General features: G+C 70.2%; 18 protein-coding genes and 1 pseudogene. 9 read left to right on the forward strand and 10 right to left on the reverse strand.

Going from position 1 to position 17,188, the window contains the following annotated elements:
• Positions 1-117: 117 nt before the first annotated feature.
• Positions 118-966, reverse strand: a complete 849-nt coding sequence (locus ACFWY6_RS29485) for an alpha/beta fold hydrolase (RefSeq protein WP_384696547.1) — start codon at positions 964-966, stop codon at positions 118-120.
• Between the two features lie 41 nt (positions 967-1,007).
• A complete protein-coding gene (locus ACFWY6_RS29490; RefSeq protein ID WP_266873467.1) occupies positions 1,008-1,388 on the reverse strand; it encodes a helix-turn-helix domain-containing protein in 381 nt (126 codons plus the stop codon).
• A 106-nt stretch (positions 1,389-1,494) separates the two neighbouring features.
• Between ACFWY6_RS29490 and ACFWY6_RS29495 the strand changes: the two genes are divergently transcribed.
• Positions 1,495-1,902 carry a RidA family protein gene (locus ACFWY6_RS29495; protein ID WP_384696550.1) on the forward strand — a complete coding sequence of 136 codons (408 nt, stop codon included), beginning with the start codon at positions 1,495-1,497 and terminating at the stop codon, positions 1,900-1,902.
• Between the two features lie 72 nt (positions 1,903-1,974).
• Here the strand turns inward: ACFWY6_RS29495 and ACFWY6_RS29500 are convergent, their stop codons facing one another.
• On the reverse strand, positions 1,975-2,412 hold the full coding sequence (locus ACFWY6_RS29500; RefSeq protein ID WP_384696591.1) for a phospholipase: 438 nt from the start codon (positions 2,410-2,412) through the stop codon (positions 1,975-1,977).
• Between the two features lie 309 nt (positions 2,413-2,721).
• The gene (locus ACFWY6_RS29505; RefSeq protein ID WP_384696553.1) at positions 2,722-3,195 is read right to left on the reverse strand and encodes a carboxymuconolactone decarboxylase family protein; all 474 of its coding nucleotides are present in this window, start codon (positions 3,193-3,195) and stop codon (positions 2,722-2,724) included.
• A 189-nt stretch (positions 3,196-3,384) separates the two neighbouring features.
• Between ACFWY6_RS29505 and sigJ the strand changes: the two genes are divergently transcribed.
• Both sigJ and ACFWY6_RS29515 read left to right on the forward strand, forming a co-directional pair.
• Positions 3,385-4,326: an RNA polymerase sigma factor SigJ gene (sigJ, locus tag ACFWY6_RS29510; protein ID WP_384696555.1), complete on the forward strand. Its 942-nt coding sequence runs from the start codon at positions 3,385-3,387 to the stop codon at positions 4,324-4,326.
• A gap of 76 nt (positions 4,327-4,402) precedes the next feature.
• The gene (locus tag ACFWY6_RS29515) at positions 4,403-5,011 is read left to right on the forward strand and encodes a hypothetical protein (RefSeq protein WP_384696558.1); all 609 of its coding nucleotides are present in this window, start codon (positions 4,403-4,405) and stop codon (positions 5,009-5,011) included.
• Between the two features lie 3 nt (positions 5,012-5,014).
• On the opposite strand, the gene ACFWY6_RS29520 is transcribed toward ACFWY6_RS29515, so the two are convergent.
• Positions 5,015-6,664: an FG-GAP repeat domain-containing protein gene (locus ACFWY6_RS29520; protein WP_384696561.1), complete on the reverse strand. Its 1,650-nt coding sequence runs from the start codon at positions 6,662-6,664 to the stop codon at positions 5,015-5,017.
• Between the two features lie 105 nt (positions 6,665-6,769).
• Between ACFWY6_RS29520 and ACFWY6_RS29525 the strand changes: the two genes are divergently transcribed.
• Entirely contained in the window at positions 6,770-7,006 is a 237-nt protein-coding gene (locus ACFWY6_RS29525; RefSeq protein WP_384696564.1) for a hypothetical protein, read from the forward strand.
• Between the two features lie 20 nt (positions 7,007-7,026).
• Here ACFWY6_RS29525 and ACFWY6_RS29530 read toward each other — a convergent pair whose 3' ends face one another.
• Complete coding sequence (locus ACFWY6_RS29530; protein ID WP_384696567.1) at positions 7,027-7,794, reverse strand: LysR substrate-binding domain-containing protein; 768 nt, start codon at positions 7,792-7,794, stop codon at positions 7,027-7,029.
• A gap of 58 nt (positions 7,795-7,852) precedes the next feature.
• Here ACFWY6_RS29530 and ACFWY6_RS29535 point away from each other — a divergent pair, with 58 nt between their 5' ends.
• Positions 7,853-8,269: a DUF5997 family protein gene (locus tag ACFWY6_RS29535; protein ID WP_360780452.1), complete on the forward strand. Its 417-nt coding sequence runs from the start codon at positions 7,853-7,855 to the stop codon at positions 8,267-8,269.
• 36 nt (positions 8,270-8,305) lie between these two features.
• On the opposite strand, the gene ACFWY6_RS29540 is transcribed toward ACFWY6_RS29535, so the two are convergent.
• Positions 8,306-9,118: an amidohydrolase family protein gene (locus tag ACFWY6_RS29540; protein ID WP_384696570.1), complete on the reverse strand. Its 813-nt coding sequence runs from the start codon at positions 9,116-9,118 to the stop codon at positions 8,306-8,308.
• Between the two features lie 189 nt (positions 9,119-9,307).
• On the opposite strand from ACFWY6_RS29540, the gene ACFWY6_RS29545 reads away from it, so the two are divergent.
• A complete protein-coding gene (locus ACFWY6_RS29545; protein ID WP_384696573.1) occupies positions 9,308-10,072 on the forward strand; it encodes a YqjF family protein in 765 nt (254 codons plus the stop codon).
• Positions 10,073-10,113: 41 nt separating this feature from the next.
• Complete coding sequence (locus tag ACFWY6_RS29550) at positions 10,114-11,094, forward strand: LLM class flavin-dependent oxidoreductase (RefSeq protein ID WP_384696576.1); 981 nt, start codon at positions 10,114-10,116, stop codon at positions 11,092-11,094.
• A gap of 2 nt (positions 11,095-11,096) precedes the next feature.
• Here the strand turns inward: ACFWY6_RS29550 and ACFWY6_RS29555 are convergent, their stop codons facing one another.
• Entirely contained in the window at positions 11,097-12,845 is a 1,749-nt protein-coding gene (locus ACFWY6_RS29555) for an MFS transporter (RefSeq protein WP_384696579.1), read from the reverse strand.
• Between the two features lie 274 nt (positions 12,846-13,119).
• Between ACFWY6_RS29555 and ACFWY6_RS29560 the strand changes: the two genes are divergently transcribed.
• Both ACFWY6_RS29560 and ACFWY6_RS29565 read left to right on the forward strand, forming a co-directional pair.
• Positions 13,120-13,635, forward strand: coding sequence for a lytic polysaccharide monooxygenase auxiliary activity family 9 protein (locus ACFWY6_RS29560; RefSeq protein WP_384696582.1), 516 nt, complete (start codon positions 13,120-13,122; stop codon positions 13,633-13,635).
• A gap of 167 nt (positions 13,636-13,802) precedes the next feature.
• Positions 13,803-14,963, forward strand: coding sequence for a serine hydrolase domain-containing protein (locus ACFWY6_RS29565; RefSeq protein ID WP_384696585.1), 1,161 nt, complete (start codon positions 13,803-13,805; stop codon positions 14,961-14,963).
• A gap of 267 nt (positions 14,964-15,230) precedes the next feature.
• Here ACFWY6_RS29565 and ACFWY6_RS29570 read toward each other — a convergent pair whose 3' ends face one another.
• The gene (locus ACFWY6_RS29570) at positions 15,231-16,682 is read right to left on the reverse strand and encodes a 3-hydroxybutyrate oligomer hydrolase family protein (protein ID WP_384696588.1); all 1,452 of its coding nucleotides are present in this window, start codon (positions 16,680-16,682) and stop codon (positions 15,231-15,233) included.
• An 83-nt stretch (positions 16,683-16,765) separates the two neighbouring features.
• A pseudogene (locus ACFWY6_RS29575) lies at positions 16,766-17,188 on the reverse strand (feruloyl esterase); the annotation flags it as partial.

Genomic DNA, 17,188 nt, shown 5'->3' on the forward strand with positions numbered 1-17,188 from the left:
GCGCCACCCCCCTGCGGTCCCCGCCCGGGGCGGGGGGGGGGGCGGGGGGGGGGGGCCCCCGCCCCCCCGCTTCACGTACGGCGATGACGTGAAAGGACGCTGCCGCTGGGGCAGTTGTCAGCTCGCCGCGAGGTTCGCGAGGAGTTCGGCGGCCGGCTTCGGGCGGACGAGCCACTGCAGGTGGCTGCCCTGGAGCGTCCGGACGTCGAAGGGGTTGTCCGGGGTGAGCGCGTCGGCCTCGCGGATCATGCGGTCCTGCATGGCGAGCGGAATGCTGGCATCGTCGGTAAGACGCACGAAGGTCTTGGGAACCTTCCCCCACGTCGCGGCCTGTGCCCGGTCGTCGGCCGCGCCGAAGTCGAGGTTCTCGTCGGGCTGGAAGGTGTTCAGGAACGTGTGGAACTCGTCGTCGGTGAGATCGGCGGCGAAGGCCTGCCGCATCGCGGCCAGCACCCCGGGGTCGGCGGTGCGGAAGTTCATACGGATCAGACCGAGTTCGGCGGGGTTGCCGGCCATCGCCGGAGCGAAGGCAGCGGGGTCCACATCCGCCATCTCCGGCTCGCCGTAGTAGTCGGTGAGCTCGACGGGGCACCAGGCGGAGGCGTACACGATCCGGTCGATCAGGTCGGGCCGCGCGTTGGCGGCGGCGGTGATCGTGACGCCGCCCCTGCTGTGGCCGACGAGGATGGTCGGCCCGTTCCGCTTCGCGCGTTCGAGGACTTCGATCACGCGGGCGGCGTTGTCGGCGAGGGTGACGCCCTTGATGCTCCCCGGTGCCGCGGCGAGCGCGGCGAGATCCTGGGGAGCCTGGTAGGCGGCGGGGAACGTCGCCTCGAACCCGTGCCCCACAAGGTCGACCGCGGCCGACCGGTGCCCGAGCAGGGCGAGTTCGGCCTGCAGCGGCGCGAACGAGAACGAGTTCGCGAAGGCGCCGTGAACGAGTACGAATGTCGGAAGATTCTGCATTCCCGCAGCTTCCACCGAAACGATCTTCGAGACAAGTCCCGTCAGGCGTCGAAGCTTTGACGGGAGGCTTCGATGTGGCCGATGTGCTGGTGGGTCCAGTCGCACATGCGGTGGACCATCTCGCGCAGGGCGAGGCCCGGTTCGGTGAGGGTGTACTCGACCTTCGGCGGCACGGTGGGGTACACGGTCCGCTCGACCAGGCCGTTGCGCTCCATCATCCGCAGGTTCTGGGTGAGCATCTTGTGGCTGATGCCCTCGACGCCCTTGCGCACCTCGCCGAAGCGCAGGGTGCTCTCACCCAGCGCGTCGATGATCAGGAGCGCCCACTTGTTGGCCACGTCCGAGAAGATCTCCCGCGCCAACGAGTCCGCGCGCGTCAGGTCCGCGTCCTCGGGGGAGCCGCTGAACTGCTTGGTCACCATGAGGTTCCTCAGTCACCGAAAAGTGCGTTCTTCCAGGTCAGCGCTCACTCTCCTACAGTTCCCGAGTAACCACAAGAGATCACGGCACGACTGAGGAGACAGCTGTATGGCCATCACCCTGGTGAACCCCGCCGGACTGCCGGAGATCGACGCCTACCGGCAGGTGTCGATCGCGACCGGGTCGAAGCTGGTCTTCGTCGCCGGACAGGTCGCCTGGACCGCCGACGGGGTCACGGTCGGCGAGGGTGACCTCGCCGCGCAGGTCGAGCAGTGCTACCTCAATATCGGCACCGCTCTGACCGAGGTCGGCGCGACCTTCGACGACGTGGCGAAACTGACGGTGTACGTCGTCGACTGGACCCCCGACAAGATGCCGCTGCTCATGGAGGGGATGGCACGGGCAGCCGAGAAGCTGGGGAGCACACCGGTTCCGCCGGGCACGCTGATCGGCGTTGCGGCGCTGGATGTCCCCGACCACCTGGTGGAGGTCGAAGCGACCGCGGTCATCGACTGAGCGGCTCACTCACGACGAACCCGGGCGAGCCCCGGTCGCCGAGCCTGCGGCGACCGGGTCCCTGAGTGGGCGTCAGGCCGCCGGCGCGAAGCCGAACTTGTCGACGGCCTGGTAGTACGTCCAGGCCGTCGCGTTGCAGGAGGCCAGCTTGGCTCCGCTGTAGGCGGAGCAGACTCTCTTGAGGTCGGCGTAGAAGGCGCTGTCGACGCGCGCCTTGTTGGCGTCGAAGGTGCCCGCCTCCTTGTAGTTGCGGTAGCCGAAGTCATGCCGTGCACATGACATCTGGAAGGGGAAGCCGAAGGGGTTGTCGGGGGACGACGAGCAGTAGTCGGTGGACCAGTTGAAGGCGTAGGCGCTCCAGGCGCCCTGGTTCGCACGGGCCGCGGCCCACGCGTCGTAGCTGTCGGCGCTGGTCTGGGTCCAGTTGCTGAGTACCTGGCCCTTGTCGGCGGGGACGGCACCGGCCGGCGCGGCGACCGCCACGCTGAGGGCGAAGGCGGCAGCGGTCACGGATGTGGCAAGGAGCTTGCGGCGCACGGGTTCCTCCAGTGGGTACGAGACGCGGACTGGTACGTGCGCCGGCACGGGCGCGCACGCCATATGGCTCATACCCGCTTCTGATCCCCCCTCAGACAACCTGCGTCCGAACGGAGTTCAAGCACAGGATCTTGGCATCGGCCCTGCCGGCGCCGAAAGATTCGCACCGCTCCACCGCTGTCACGTGGCATGCAGACCAACACCGGGAAGCAACGCCCCGTCATTTGGGGCCGGGGCGTCCCCGGCGCGGCCCGGCCCCTCAGAGGCGATCGAGGTTGCCGGTCAGCCGAACTGGCCGGGCCGGTAGTCGCCGCCGGGCCGCTGGGTGATGACGTTCAGGCGGTTGAAGGCGTTGATGACGGCGATGACCGACACCAACGCGCCGAGCTGCTCCTCGTCGTAGTGCTTGGCGGCGTTCGCCCACACCTCGTCGGAGACGCCTTCGGCCGCGTCGGCGATGCGGGTGCCCTCCTCCGCCAGGGCCAGGGCGGCCCGTTCGGCATCCGTGAACACCGTGGCGTCGCGCCAGGCGGCGACCAGATGGAGCCGCACCGGGGTCTCACCGGCGGCTGTGGCCTCCTTGGTGTGCATGTCGATGCAGAAGCCGCAGCCGTTGATCTGGCTGACACGCAGCAGCACCAGCTCGCCCGTCGCGGCCGGCAGCGTCGATTCGGCGACCGCCTTGCCCGCCGAGACGAGGCCCTGCACGGCCTTGGCCGCCACCGGATTGGTGAGGTGGTCGAGTCGTGTCTGCATGGTGATCTCCCTTTTCGTGCCCGGCCGTTCCGCCCCGTGGACGGAACGGCTGTCGGCGGGACCGCCTTGGTCCCAGCACTACCGACGAGGCGGCCCCGCGGATTGTGAGGCGGCGCGCCGACGTCACATTTCGCTCGGCCGTCTCGTCGTACTGGTGACCACCGGCACAGCCAAGGGAGCGGCGACACGATGAGGACCCCATCCGCGCCGGGAGACGGCAGGCTCGATCCGGCCCTGAGCGCGATCATGAGCGAGCGGCGTCAGCTGACCGGCCTCGCCTACCGGCTCCTGGGCTCGCTGGCCGACGCCGAGGACGTCGTCCAGGAGACGTACACCCGCTGGTACACGATGTCCCCTCACCAACGCGCGGTCATCGCATCGCCCGGCGCCTGGCTGACCAAGGTCGCGAGCCGCGTCTGCCTCGATCTGCTCGGCTCGGCACGCGCCCGCCGCGAACGCTATGTGGGCGAATGGATCCCCGAGCCCCTGCCCCACCACGCGGACTGGGTCAACGGGCGGCCGGGCGGCACGGCGGCCGACCCCGCCGACCGGGTCACGCTGGCCGAGTCGATCAACATGGCTTTCCTCGTCGTGCTCGAAACCATGACCCCCGCCGAGCGCGTCGCGTTCATCCTCCACGACGTCTTCCAGTACCCCTTCGCCGACGTCGCCGAGATCGTCGGCCGGACGCCCGCCGCATGCCGCCAGCTGGCCACCTCCGCCCGCCGTCGCATCCGCGCCTCCGAGGCACCCGCGACCTCCGCTTCCCGGCGGGCCGACATCGTCAGGGACTTCAAGCAGGCCTGGGAAGCCGGCGACATCGCCGCCCTCATCAGCCTGCTCGACCCCGACGCCACGGGGCTCTCCGACGGCGGCGGTGTGGTCAGGGCCGCACTCGATCCCATCCAGGGCGGCGAACAGCTCGCGCGCTACCTGATCGCCCTCACCAGTGCGACATCGGACCTCGACCGGACGCTCCTGGAGCGCACGGTCAACGGCCAGCCCGGCCTGGTCATCCAGCAGGACGGCATCACCACTGGGGTGATCGCCTTCGACATCACGGGCGACCGGATCAAGCACCTCTGGGCGGTACGGAACCCCGAGAAGCTCCGCCCGTGGAGAAGGGTCTGACGCAGGCCGCCGCGCCGCCCCTGCCTAGAATCCGCACCGGCGATCGCCGCGACGCCACCGAGGAGAAGAGCTGTCGATGACTTTCCGCCTGCACCTGGGGCAGGTTGCCGCGCGCACCCTGGCCGAGTTCCCCGAAGAGGTGGCGTCCGAGATCTATGCCGTCACGTTCCGGATCGACAGCGTCGACCAGGATCCCCGGTTCCCGTATCTGGCGATCGGCTACAACACCGAGACCGAGGTGGCCCGGCTGCTCGCCGAGCTGGGTCCCCGCGAGGCGTGGGAGGCCCGCTGGAACTATGCCTACTTCCCGCCGTCGGGCCTTGAAGGCGTACGCATCACCGGCCACGATCCCCAACACGACCCGGCCGGCGCCGAGTTGCACCGCCATGAGGCGGTGGAACAAGGCCTTTGGTACGAGGATGACCAGGCCGAGGCGGAAGGCCTCTCCGAGGAGGAGCAGGAGGAGCGCGACGAGCGGCTCGCGGAGGAGTTCCACGAGCTCTGCGTCGACGTGGCCCGCGAGCTCCACGCGGAGGGCCACCTCGTCCGCGCTCTGGGACGGCCGCTGCCGGTGATCCTCTACGACATGTTCGCCCCTGACGAGATGTTCGCCCTCACCCGGGCCGCCAACCCACCAGAGCTGGTTGCGGAGTTCCTCAGCGAGGATCCCGAGGGCCAGGCCTGAAGTTCACCTTCCTGCGACCAATTCCCGTACGGGCAGGAACCGCGCCTTCTTGGTGTCCGGGCCGTCGGACGTACCGGGGAAGACCCAATAGCCGTGTTCCTCACGGGGCTTGGAGAAGCCCCGGTAGCCGACGAGGAGTTCGGCGGCGCCGTCGCCGTCGAGGTCGGCGGCGGCGACGTCCCAGCCGAAGTTGTCGGCGTCCGCGCTGTGCGATGGACGGCTCGGCAGGTCGAGGCGGAGGCGATCGATGGTGAGCGGAGGCGCGTAGCCGCCGTCCGGCCGCGAGAGCAGGATGGTCACGTTGCCCGCCGGTTTGTTGCGGGAGTCCCGGTACACCAGGTCGTCCTGGCCGTCGCCGTTCAGGTCGGCACGGGCCGGGCCTCCGGTGTAGCCGACGGTCCGCAACGTTCCGGGCGGGTCCTCGCCCCCGGTGCCGTAGGGGGCGGGAAGGCGGCTGGTGCGGGCGCCGGGGCCGTGCGGTCCGCCGTGCAGGATCGTCCCGTCGGTCTGGAGGATGTCCGTGAACCGGTCGCCGTCCAGTTGTCCGACGGTGAGCAGCGGCGTGCTCGTCCCGTCGCGGTCCGGCAGCGGCAGAGCGCTCCCCACGCCGGCGGGCAGGGCGGCAACCGCCGGTCCTGCGGGCGTACCACGGTAGAAGCGGGTGTCCGTCAGGCCGCGGGGCAGGCGGTCCTCGTCGTACCAGTCGGACACGTCCTGGTCCTCCGCCGGCAGGGGCAGCCCGCCGCGGGTGACCACGTCGTCGCGGCCGTCTCCGTCGAAGTCCCCGGTGACGAAGGCGGACACACCCACGTATCCACCCTGGGTGGCCTCGACGGCGACGGTCCTGCGGGGTGCGCCGGCGCGGCTGAACGGCCCGTAGAGGACGATGAGGCAGGCCGATGGACGCGGCACGTGGAAACCCGCGGGCTCCATGTCGCGGCCCTCCCGCAGCCCGATCAGGTCAAGCGCACCGTCTCCGTCGAAGTCACCGCCCGACGCGAACAGCGGGCGGTCGGCGGGGAGTCGCACAACACTCGGGGTGCCCTTCTTCCTGCCCCAGACGATGCTCTGTCCGGTCCAGTTGTGTTCGCGGTTGCGGAACAGGTTCTGGACGACGAGGTCGGCCAGGCCGTCGCCGTCCAGGTCTCCCATGAGGTGTGCGGCGCTGTTCATGACCAGCGGGCGGGTGCTGGTGGCCGGGTCGAGTCCGGGAAGGCTCAGCGGGACGCCGGCGGCCGGCGCGATGCCTCGCGCCGAGCCGGCCACGAGGGCGCGGTGGTGCAGCCAGCCGCCGCCTTCCTTGGGGCGGTACCAGGCGTTGAGGTGGAGGTCGGGGAAGCCGTCGCCGTTGAAGTCCGCGCGGTTGGCCCGCTGTCGCGGGGCTGCCGGCGCGGTGCGCTCCGAGGCAGCAGGCGGTGCGGCGCACTCGGCCGGGGCGACGGCCGGCGCCTTGCCGTCCGACTCGACGGGCGGCGTGGGCTGCGGTATGCCCGGGTTGCGGTGCCCACCGGAGGAACCGGAGAAATGCACGTACGTCACCACGCTCGCGAGAGTCAGCGCAAGGACGACGAGGGCGACGACGGCGATACGGCGACCGGCCCCGGCCCGAGTCGGCGGCCTGGGACGGATGCCTTGCGGCGAAGGTGTGCTCACAGGCTTGACTGACCGTTCAGCGGCGCCAATGGTTGCACCTCGATCACCCCCACTGGAAATGGACTTCGTGGGCCCGCCACCGTCCGGGTCGGCGCGTATCCCGGCATGGCCGCCAACGACGTCATCACCGTCAGCTGGGTGACGTGGAGCCATCGCTGGGAGTCGCGGCTGCGGATCGCGGGCACGTGGGTGGGGGCGGCCGTGAGTGTCCGGATTCCCCATCTGTACGTCACCGGCTCTGCGACCTGGGTGTCGTACGCCGTCGAGCGCTTCGACGGGGGCAGCTTGCGGTCCGGGGTCCTGGTGCTGAACGGGGCGGACCCGGAGGACCGGCGCCCCTGACGCAGCCGGGGCCGGGGCCGCTACTTGCTGCGGCGCGGCTTTCCGCGCTTGCCGCCCTTGGCGGCGCCTGAGCCGCCGCGGGAACCCTTGCCGGCCGGCTTGCCCGCCGTGGGCTTGCGGCGGGCGCCGCCCGTGTCGGGGCGCTTGCTCTTGGTCTGCTTGGCCGGGGCCGGCTGCGTACGGCCGCGGGAGCTGTTGACCGTCCGTCCGCGCACGATGCCGATGAAGTCCTCCACCAGATCGGTGGTCTCCTCCTCCGGCCAGGACAGGGCGACGCGTGACTCCGGGGCGCCGGTCAGCGGCCGGTAGGTGAGGTCCTTGCGGTGGTGCAGGCGGGCCAAGGACTGCGGGACGACCAGGACGCCCACGCCGGCGGCGACCAGTTCGATGGCGTCGGCGGTGGTGGCCGGGCGCTCGTTGGCCGGCCGTCCCGGCAGCTGCTCCCAGTCGAGGGTGTCGTCAAGGGGGTGCAGCACGATCTCGTCGGCGAGATCCTCGCAGGACGCCTCCTCGACGGCTGCCACGACGTGGTCCTTGGGGATCACGACCACGGTCGTCTCGGTGTAGAGGGGGATCGCGCTGAGGTCCGTGCGGTCGACGGGCAGACGTACGAAACCGGCGTCGGCGTCAGGGCCGCGCAGCAGGTCGAACGCTTCGGCGGCGGGCACCGCGACGAGCGTCAGCGGGATGTCGGGGAGCCGCTCGTTCCAGATCCGCACCCACTTGGTGGGCGTCACCCCCGGGACGTACGCGAGCCTGAAGGAAGGGGCTACCTGCGAGTCTGTCACTCCGCCAGATTACCCGGCGTGGTCAGCGGTAGCTCACATGCTCGATACCCTTGACACCATGACGTCGCACCAGACCACCCAGACCATGAAGCCCGCGACCGCGGCGAAGAAGCTGGGTGTGTACCTCGAGGCCACCCCCGCCGAGTTCCAGGAGGGTGTCGTCTCGCGCACCGAGCTGAACTCCCTGCAGACCGATCCGCCCGCGTGGCTGCAGGAGCTGCGCGCCAACGGCCCGCACCCCCGGCCGGTGGTCGCGTCCAAGCTGGGCGTCTCCATCGCCGGTCTCGCGCGCGGCGGGGTCACCGAGGCGCTCACCACAGAGCAGATCGAGGCGCTGAAGACGGAGAACCCGGAGTGGCTGCAGAAGGAGCGCGCCACGCAGGCCGAGGTCCGCAAGGAAACGGTGCGGATCAAGGAGAAGCAGAAGGAGAAGGAAGCGCAGCGGGCCGACCAGTCCCGCGGCCCGCGCTCCTGACCCCTGGCCCGGTGAGGTCAGACGCTCCCGGCGCGGTCAGAGCCTGAAGACCCGCCGGGCGTTGCCGGACAGGAACAGGTCGGTGGCCTCCTCGTCCAGGTCGAGATCGCCCAGGTGCTCAAGGGCCTGGCCGGGCGTGATCATGGGGTAGTTCGAGCCGAACAGCACCTTCCCGCGGCCCCGACCGCGTACGTAGTCGACGAGTTCGCGCGGGTAGCGGCGTGCGGTGTAGGCGCTGGTGTCGATGTAGACGTTGGCGTGCTTGTCGGCCACGGCGATCATCTCTGTCGTCCACGGGTAGCCGATGTGTCCGCACACGATGGTCAGCTCGGGGAAGTCGATGGCCACCTGGTCGATGTACGGGATGGGGCGGCCGGTCTCGGACGGGCGCAGCGGGCCGGTGTGCCCGACCTGGGTGCAGAAGGGGATGCCGAGGTCGACGCAGGCCGCGTACAGCGGGTAGTAGAGCCGGTCGGTGGGCGGGAGCTGCCACAACCAGGGCACGATCCGCAGGGCCACGAAGCCGAGTTCCCGCACCGCGCGGCGCAGTTCGCGCACGGCCTCGACCGGCCGGGTGAGGTCGGCTCCCGCGACTCCGCGCAGCCGTCCGTCGGACCGGGCGACGCAGTCCGCCACCTCATCGTTGCTGATCAGCGGCCCCTGAGGGCCGTACCAGGCTGCCGCGAGCCCGATCTCGACGTCGGCGGCGGCCAGCGCGGCGACCGTGGTCTTGACCGGCAGTGGTTCCTCGAGGAGCTTCTGCCCCGTCCAGCGGCGCAGCGACTCGAACATCTCGTGGTTGGAGTGGCGGAGCGTGGGGTGCTGCATCCACGCGTCGATGACCGGCACGGGTTGCCTGCCTCTCTCGTGACGCGGCCTGCCGTCCTGCGGAGAGGCGGCTAAGCGTCCGCTTAGGGGAGACCTTAGTCGCACGGCCCCTCGGACGGCCACCCCCGAAAACCGCACTCGCACTCCCCCGGTCCGCTCCGAAGCCACCCCACCGATCTGCCGAACCAAGGCCCCTGCAATTCTGATCCCGTGGCCCTCACTTCCTCCGCCCCGGAACCCATCACCGCCGATCCGCCCTCCTCCACCGTGAACCCGCTGCTCACGCAGTCGTGGCTGGATCTGGCGTTTCTGCACTGGGCGGTGGATCCGGCCGACGTGGCGCCGCTGCTGCCCGCCGGGACCGTGCCCGATGTGCACGAAGGGGTCACCTATGTGGGGCTCGTCGCGTTTCGGATGCACCGGGTCGGCTGGTTCCGCCTCCCCGGCATTCCGTACCTGGGCACGTTCCCCGAGACGAATGTGCGGCTGTACTCGGTGGACGGCCATGGCCGCCGCGGCGTCGTCTTCCGTTCCCTCGACGCCTCGCGGCTGATACCGGTGGCGGTCGCGCGCGGCGCCTTCCGGCTGCCCTACCAGTGGTCCCGGATGAGCATCCGGCACAGCGGCGACATCGTCACGTACACGAGCAGCAGGCGCTGGCCCGGTCCGCGCGGCGCGCAGAGCCGGATCGCGGTGCGGGTGGGCGAACGGGTGGCGGAGCCCACCGAGTTCGAGCATTTCCTGACGGCGCGGTGGGGCATGCACAACACCTTCTTCGGGCGGCAGATGTTCCTGCCGAACGTGCACCCGCGCTGGCCGCTGCACCGCGCTGAACTGCTGGCCTGCGACGAGGACTTGGTCGTCGCAGCGGGCCTTCCCCGGCCGGTGGGCGACCCGGTGAGCGTGCTCTATTCGCCGGGCGTCCCGGTGCGCTTCGGGCGTCCCGCACGCCCCGGCGGCATCCCCACTCCCTGACCGGCCGGAAGCCTCGGCCCGGCCGGTCCTATGCTGGGCGCATGATCGAACTCCCGCTCTCCGCACTGGAAGTTGCCATGGTCGAGGCCGGTACGTCGGCCGCCGACGCGCTGCGCAACTGCGACGGTGCCGCCCAGGAACTCGACCGTCTCGGCTACCACCGGCTGTGGTTCGCCGAGCATCACCGATCCCCCGCCATCGGCGCCTTCCCGCCGCCGATCATGACGGCACGCATCGCCGCCACGACGTCGCGCCTGCGGGTCGGCTCGGGCGGCGTACTCGCCCCCAATCACGCGCCCTTCACCGTGGCCGAGCAGTTCGCGACGCTGGCCGCGCTGCATCCCGACCGGATCGACCTCGGGATCGGGCGCGGCCCCGGGACCTTCGACGAGGGGACGGCGCGTGCGCTGCGCCGCGGGGCGGATCCGGCCACGGACGAGGAGTACGGCCGCGATGTCGCCGCGACGCTGGACTTCCTCACCGAGGTCGGCCTCGGCGAACTGCCCGAGCCCTGGTTGCTGGCATCGAGCCGCGCGGGGGCGGCACTTGCCGCCGAACTGGGCCTGCCGGTCGCGTTCGCCCACCACATCCGCCCCGAGAACACCGTCGAGGCGCTCGCGCACTACCGGGAGGCGTTCCGGCCCTCCGCCTGGTGCGAGAAGCCGCGCGTCCTGGTGTGCGTGGAGGTCGTGTGCGCGGACACCCAGGAGCGGGCCGAGGAGCTGACGCGCCCCATGGCCGTGGTGAAGGCGGGCCTGCTCCAGGGGCACAGCGATGTGCCCTTCCCCAGTCCGGCGACCGCGGCGGCGCACCGGTTCGACGCCCGGGAAGAGGCGGCGCTGGCGGCGTTCGCCTCCCACCAGGCCCATGGGACACCGGAGTTGGTCGAGAAGCGCCTGACGCGGCTCGCGGAGACCACCGGGGCCGACGAGCTGATGCTGGTGACGCCCGTCTACGACCTCGCCGATCGCGTCCGGTCCTTCCAGTTGGTACGCGAACTCGCCACTCCGCTTGGTACGTGAGCCTAGACGGAGCTGCGGGCCTCTTCGTGGTCCGGCTCCGGTATCGGATCCTTCTTCTTGCCGGCAGCAGGCAAGGCAATCAGCAGCACAACCGCTCCGAGGAGTGCGATGGCCGCGATCCAGCCCGCGCCGACGTGCATGGCATGGATAAACGCATCATCAGCGGCCTGAGCAAGAGTGGGCCGGTCGATGGCGGTGGCGACGTGACGGGCCTGTTCGGCGGAGACTCGCGCCTGCTCCCGCACCGGACCGGGTGCGCCCTCCAGCGAAGGTTCGATCGCACGTCGGTACACGATCGACATGATCGTGCCGCCCACTGCGATGCCGATCACGCTGCCGGTCTGTCGCACGGTATTGGTGACGGCCGATCCCGCACCGGCCTGTTCCAACGGAAGGTCGCTGATCAATGCGGCCGTAACGGGGCCGATCACCATGCCGATCGACAGACCCTGTATCAACAACAGGATCTCGATCCAGACGAGTTGAGTGTCGAGTCCGAGGAACCCGTACCCGCCCATGGTCAGCGCAGCCACGGTTAGCGCCGGCACGGCGACAAGGCGTAGTGGCAGGCGGCGAACCAGACGTGAGGCGAGGGGCGCCCCTACGAGCGCACCGAATGCGGTCGGGATATTGGCCAAGCCCGCCTTCATCGGCGAAAATCCGAGCGCGCCTTGCAGGTAGAAGGCGTTATAGAAGGTGACGGCGGCCACACCGAAGAGCAGCAATCCGAGCGCCACATTGCCGCCACCGAATGTGCGTTGTGCGAACAGTCGCGGATCAAAGCTGGGCACCTTGACACGCAGTTCGACGAGCACGAAAACGGCCAGCAGAATGAGACCGGCAACGATCGGCGCCCAGACGTCGGTACGACTCCACACCGTCACCTGCCCCGCCCGGATCAGCCCGTAGGCCAACGCCACGAGCCCACTGATCGACAGCAGCATTCCGGCGGGGTCCAGTGGCCGCGGAGTGGGACTGCGGAAATTCGGAACCAGTACGGCGAGCCCGACCAACGCCAATGCCGCGACCGGGACGTTGACGAGAAATACCGAGCCCCACCAGAAATGCTCGAGCAGGAACCCCGCCAGCACCGGTCCTGCAGCCATTCCGACACCGGCCGACGTCGAGAAAATGCCGATCGCGGCGGCCCGCGCGGGGCCGGTAAAGGTCCACATGAGGATGGCCATCATGGCGGGCGTGATCAGCGCGCTGCCCACCCCCATCGCGGCTCGAGCCGCGATCAGCTGACCCGTATCGCTTGCGTACGCCGCCCACAGCGAGGACCCGGCGAAGATCACCATCCCACTGGAGAACACTGTCCGGTGACCGAACCGATCGCCCAATGCGCCTGCAGTAAACATCAATGTGGCGAAGGCCAGAGTGTACGAACCGGTCGCCCATTGCAGCTGACCGGGATTGGCCCCCAGTCCGCGGGCCGGGTCCGCAAGGGTCTCGAGCGTAGTACTCAGGACGGTATTCTCTAGCCAAATCAGCAGCGAACACAGCATAAGAACGGCAAGAATCAACTGCTGCCTGGACTTCGGAAACGTTGGAGGCACGGTCATAAACACCTTCGGATGTCGATCGGCGGGAACCTGAACGACTGGACGATAAGCAAACTCCACGACGCCGTCAAGGTGGAGTTTTCTTGTCAATACCGTTGCGACTGAACGGACTTCATGCCCTCTGGCGGATTTGCGGACCGAACAATTTTGTGCCCTCTGGCGAATTTGCGAGTTGAAGGATTTCATGGCTTCCGGAGGGTTGCGACCGAGCGGATTTCCTGCCCTCCACCGAGCTGTCGCACCGCGCCCTGCGACCCCAGCTCGGCGCCCACGCCAAACCGCGGCTCCTGCTCGCCCAAAACTGATCGCGTCGACGCAGGTCGGCCACAACTTCCGCCCCTGGAGGAACAGTTGAAGGGTTGACGGGGGCCTGACAATCAGTATGGTCTAGGCCAATGAGTCGACCGAGGCGCCCGGTTGTCTCCGTCCCCCTCATCCCCCCACCTCCGAGGGAGCAGAGATGAACAAGAAGCAGAAGCTGGCGGCCGCCCTGGGCGCTGCCTTCGCGCCCGTAATCGTGCTGGCCTCCGTCACCCCGGCCGGCGCGCACGGATATGTCAACGCGCCCCCGAGCCGGCAGGCCCAGTGCGCGGCCGGCACGGTGAGCTGCGGCGAGATCACCCACGAGCCGCAGAGCGTCGAAGGCCCCAAGGGGCAGACGACGTGCAGCGGCGGCAATGCGCGGTTCGCCGAGCTGGACGACGACGGCAAGGGCTGGCAGACCACCGACGTCGGCTCGTCCCAGGAGTTCAGCTGGAAGCTGACGGCGGCTCACTCCACCAGCACCTGGCAGTACTTCGTCGGCGGCAGCAAGATCGCCGAGGTCGACGACGGCGGCGCCAAGCCGGGCGACACCGTCACCCACACCGTCGACTTCGGCGGGCTCAGCGGCAAGCAGAAGGTGCTCGCGGTGTGGAACATCGCCGACACCTCCAACGCCTTCTACGCCTGCATCGATGTGAACATCACGGGCTGAGGAGGCCGATCCGCGCGGGGTGGTTCCCCCACACCATCCCGCGCGGTCCGCCGGGCCGGCGCAGCCGCAAACCGGCACCGATGACTTTGATGATTCCGATGACTTCGAGGCGCGGCGGGAGTCCCACCTTCAACCACATCCCCGTCACCGGCTGAGAAGGTGGACGCATGGCCGATCTGCGCGAAACGCTGGAAGCACACGTGGACAAGGGGTCCGTGCCCGGGGCGGTGGGCCTGGTGGCGCGTGGTGACCGCATCGAGGTGGCGGCCGTCGGGTCCGTCGACGTCGAGGGCAGCGCCCCGATGGCCAGGGACTCGATCTTCCGTATCGCCTCGATCACCAAACCCGTCGTCGCCGCGGCCGTCATGATGCTGGTCGAGGACGGGCGGATCGCGCTGGACGACCCCGTCGCCCGGTGGCTGCCCGAGCTGGCGTCACCGAGCGTCGTCCGCACGCCGGCCTCGCCGGTGGACGACGTGGTCCCCGCGGTGCGGCCCATCACCGTCTTCCATCTGCTGAGCTCCCGCACCGGATACGGCTTCGCCTCCGACTTCTCGCTGCCCGCGGTAGCGGCGCTGGCCACCGCGCTTAAGCAGGGCCCTCCCGCGCCGCAGGCCGTGCCGGCGCCCGACGACTGGATGGCCGCCCTGGGGCGGATTCCGCTGCTGCACCAGCCGGGCGACGGCTGGCTGTACAACCTCAGCTCCGACCTGCAGGGCGTGCTGATCTCCCGGGTCACGGGCCAGCCGCTGCCCGACTTCCTCGCCGAGCGGATCTTCGAACCGCTCGGGATGACCGACACCGCCTTCGCCGTGCCGCCCGCCAAGCTCGACCGGTTCACCGCCTACTACAGGGCCGCCCCCGAGGGAGGCCTCACCCTCCTCGACGCCGCCGACGGGCAGTGGAGCCGGCCGCCCGCGTTTCCCTCCGGCGCCGGCGGCCTGGTCTCCACCGCCGACGACTGGCTTGCCTTCGGCCGGATGCTGTTGGCCCAAGGCGTCTCCCAAGGGGCAGCAGGCGGGCGTCAGTTGCTCTCCCCCGCGTCGGTGCGGCAGATGACGACCAATCAGCTGACCGTGCCCGAGCGGGAAGCCGGCGGTCTGTTCCTCGAAGGCATGGGCTGGGGCTTCGGCGCCGCGGTCGACGTCGAGCGCGCCGAGCCGTGGAGCGTGCCGGGGCGCTATGGCTGGGTCGGCGGCACCGGCACGACCGCGCACATCATCCCGGCCACCGGCACGGTCACCATCATGCTCAGCCAGCTGCAGATGGGCGGGCCGAGCTTCCCCGAGCTGATGCGGGACTTCTGGCGGTACGCGGCGGACGCCTGACGGGCCGCCACGGCGGCGGAGCCGCCCCGAGCCGGGCCCGGTCAACGAGGAGCTTGCCGACACCGTGGCCCGCGTCCGCGGCCGACGGAACCTTCCCGTGTACGCCCAGTGGGAGATGGCCCGCTTCCTCGCCAGCCCTGGACCCGCCGCCGCGAGCTGTACCTGGTGCACGACATGGCCGCCCAGTGGGCGGTCCTGCGCGAGAAGCTCGTGACGGAGGCCTGTCCGAACGGCCGAGGCGGCCGGGCCCGGGGACGTACGCAGTCGTCAGGACAGCGGGCAGCCGGTCAGCAAGGTGGTCGGGTCCGCCCCGGTGGGGCGCGGGATCGTGCGGCTCGGGGGCGGGGCGTGGCCGGTGCGGAGCCAGCGTTCCGTGGCGGTGAACGCCGAGCGGTGGCAGGGCACCAGCGGGCGGAGTCTGTCCGGGAAGGTGTCGTACAGCGAGTCGGTGTGTGTGCCGCCCTCGATGCGGTAGGAGCGGAACAGGTCGCCGCGGCCCGCGTCGTGGACCATGCGGGCGTACACGTCCGCGTCGCGGCTGATGGGCAGCAGCACGTCGAGGGTGCCCTGCACCGTGATCAGCGGTTTTCCGATCCTGCCGGTCAGCGCGACCCGCTGCACGGCCCGGTGGACCTCCGCCGGACGGGACGCGTAGTCGTAGTCCGCGTCGCAGGCGGGCGTGCCGGGTGCGCAGTTGGGAGTGCCTGCCTCCGCGGAACCGTCGAAGTCGGGGTCGAACTCCTCGCGGTACACGCGCTGGGTCAAGTCCCAGTACGAGCGGTGGTGGTAGGGCCACAGGAATTCCGAGCCCGCGGGGAAGCCCGCGGCGAGCAGCTGCCGGTGGGCGCGGGCGGCACCCGCGCCGCCTGCCGCGTAGACGGGGTACGCAGCCAGGGCGGTCGGCAGGAACGTCAACAGGTTCGGTCCGTCCGCACGCCAGAGGGTGCCTTCCCAGTCCACGCCGGCGTCATAGAGCTCGGGATGGTTCTCCAGCTGCCAGCGCACCAGGTAGCCGCCGTTGGAGATGCCCGTGGCCAGGGTGCGGGTGGGGTGCCTGCCGTAGCGCTGGGCGACCACCGTGCGGGTGGCCCTGGTGAGTTGGGTGACGCGGCGGTTCCATTCGGCGACGGCGTCGCCCGGCCGCCGGCCGTCGCGGTAGAAGCGGGGTCCGGTGTTGCCCTTGTCGGTGGCGGCGTAGGCGTACCCGCGGGCCAGCACCCAGTCGCCGATGGCCCGGTCGTTGGCGTACTGCGCCCGGTTGCCCGGAGTGCCGGCGATCACCAGGCCGCCGTTCCACCGGTCGGGCAGCCGGATGACGAACTGGGCGTCGTGGTTCCAGCCGTGGTGGGTGTTGGTGGTCGAGGTGTCGGGGAAGTGACCGTCGATCTGGATGCCGGGTACGCCGACGGGCGTGGACAGGTCCTTGGGGGTCAGGCCCGCCCAGTCGGCCGGGTCGGTATGACCCGAGCCGACGGTTCCGGCGGTAGTCAACTCATCTCGACAGGCGGCCTGTTGGCGTGCCGCACCCGGCACTTCCAGGTGGCCGATGCGGGCGCAGCTCCCCTCCGTTGCCACGGTCGGGACGGCCACGCTCGGGGCGGCGGTGAGCGCAAGGAGCAGGGCCGCTCCGGTGGCGATGCGGCGCACCGGGCGAATGCGGAGGCGGCGTGAACTGCCCTGTCCAGGTGGCGTGTTGACGTGGGCTCTATGGGGGCGCATGAGGATGTCTGTCTCCGTGTACGGGAACGGAAGGGGGCGCTGGCGGGGCGCGACGACCTGCGGACGCGGATGGCCGGTGGTCAGCCGTCGAGCCCGAAGAAGTCGGTGATCCAGTGGCTGGAGCAGATCGAGGCGATGAAGTGGGCGGTCCCGGTGGCGCCGCACTGCTGGGCGGCGGTGCCGGGTTCCACGGGTGTGCCGTGGCCGATGTTCGGCACCCGGTCGACCTCGACCGCGACACTGCCGTCGGCGGCCAGATACTGCTCCCGTCGCGTGCCGTTCGGCCCGATCGTGGACGTACGGTCCGGGCTCTGCCCAAGCCCGTGCACGGCCGTCCACTGATCGCGCAGGGCGTCCGCGTTCCTCGGTACGACGGTGGCATCCCGGTCGCCGTGCCAGATGGCCACCCGCGGCCAGGGGCCGGTGTGGCCGGGGGCGGCGTCCGTCACATTCTTCGCCCAGGCCGCGGGGGTCCGGTTCACTCCGGGGTTCATACAGGTGTACGC

The sequence above is a fragment of the Streptomyces sp. NPDC059037 genome, assembly GCF_042740015.1.
Lineage (GTDB): Bacteria > Actinomycetota > Actinomycetes > Streptomycetales > Streptomycetaceae > Streptomyces.

Bases quoted from the DNA above. Each gene is read 5' to 3' on its own strand.
- ACFWY6_RS29485 (WP_384696547.1), bottom strand. From the start codon at position 966: ATGCAGAATCTTCCGACATTCGTACTCGTTCACGGCGCCTTCGCGAAC.
- ACFWY6_RS29490 (WP_266873467.1), bottom strand. From the start codon at position 1,388: ATGGTGACCAAGCAGTTCAGCGGCTCCCCCGAGGACGCGGACCTGACG.
- ACFWY6_RS29495 (WP_384696550.1), top strand. From the start codon at position 1,495: ATGGCCATCACCCTGGTGAACCCCGCCGGACTGCCGGAGATCGACGCC.
- ACFWY6_RS29505 (WP_384696553.1), bottom strand. From the start codon at position 3,195: ATGCAGACACGACTCGACCACCTCACCAATCCGGTGGCGGCCAAGGCC.
- sigJ (WP_384696555.1), top strand. From the start codon at position 3,385: ATGAGGACCCCATCCGCGCCGGGAGACGGCAGGCTCGATCCGGCCCTG.
- ACFWY6_RS29515 (WP_384696558.1), top strand. From the start codon at position 4,403: ATGACTTTCCGCCTGCACCTGGGGCAGGTTGCCGCGCGCACCCTGGCC.
- ACFWY6_RS29525 (WP_384696564.1), top strand. From the start codon at position 6,770: ATGGCCGCCAACGACGTCATCACCGTCAGCTGGGTGACGTGGAGCCAT.
- ACFWY6_RS29535 (WP_360780452.1), top strand. From the start codon at position 7,853: ATGACGTCGCACCAGACCACCCAGACCATGAAGCCCGCGACCGCGGCG.
- ACFWY6_RS29550 (WP_384696576.1), top strand. From the start codon at position 10,114: ATGATCGAACTCCCGCTCTCCGCACTGGAAGTTGCCATGGTCGAGGCC.
- ACFWY6_RS29555 (WP_384696579.1), bottom strand. From the start codon at position 12,845: ATGAAATCCTTCAACTCGCAAATTCGCCAGAGGGCACAAAATTGTTCG.
- ACFWY6_RS29560 (WP_384696582.1), top strand. From the start codon at position 13,120: ATGAACAAGAAGCAGAAGCTGGCGGCCGCCCTGGGCGCTGCCTTCGCG.
- ACFWY6_RS29565 (WP_384696585.1), top strand. From the start codon at position 13,803: ATGGCCGATCTGCGCGAAACGCTGGAAGCACACGTGGACAAGGGGTCC.
- ACFWY6_RS29570 (WP_384696588.1), bottom strand. From the start codon at position 16,682: ATGCGCCCCCATAGAGCCCACGTCAACACGCCACCTGGACAGGGCAGT.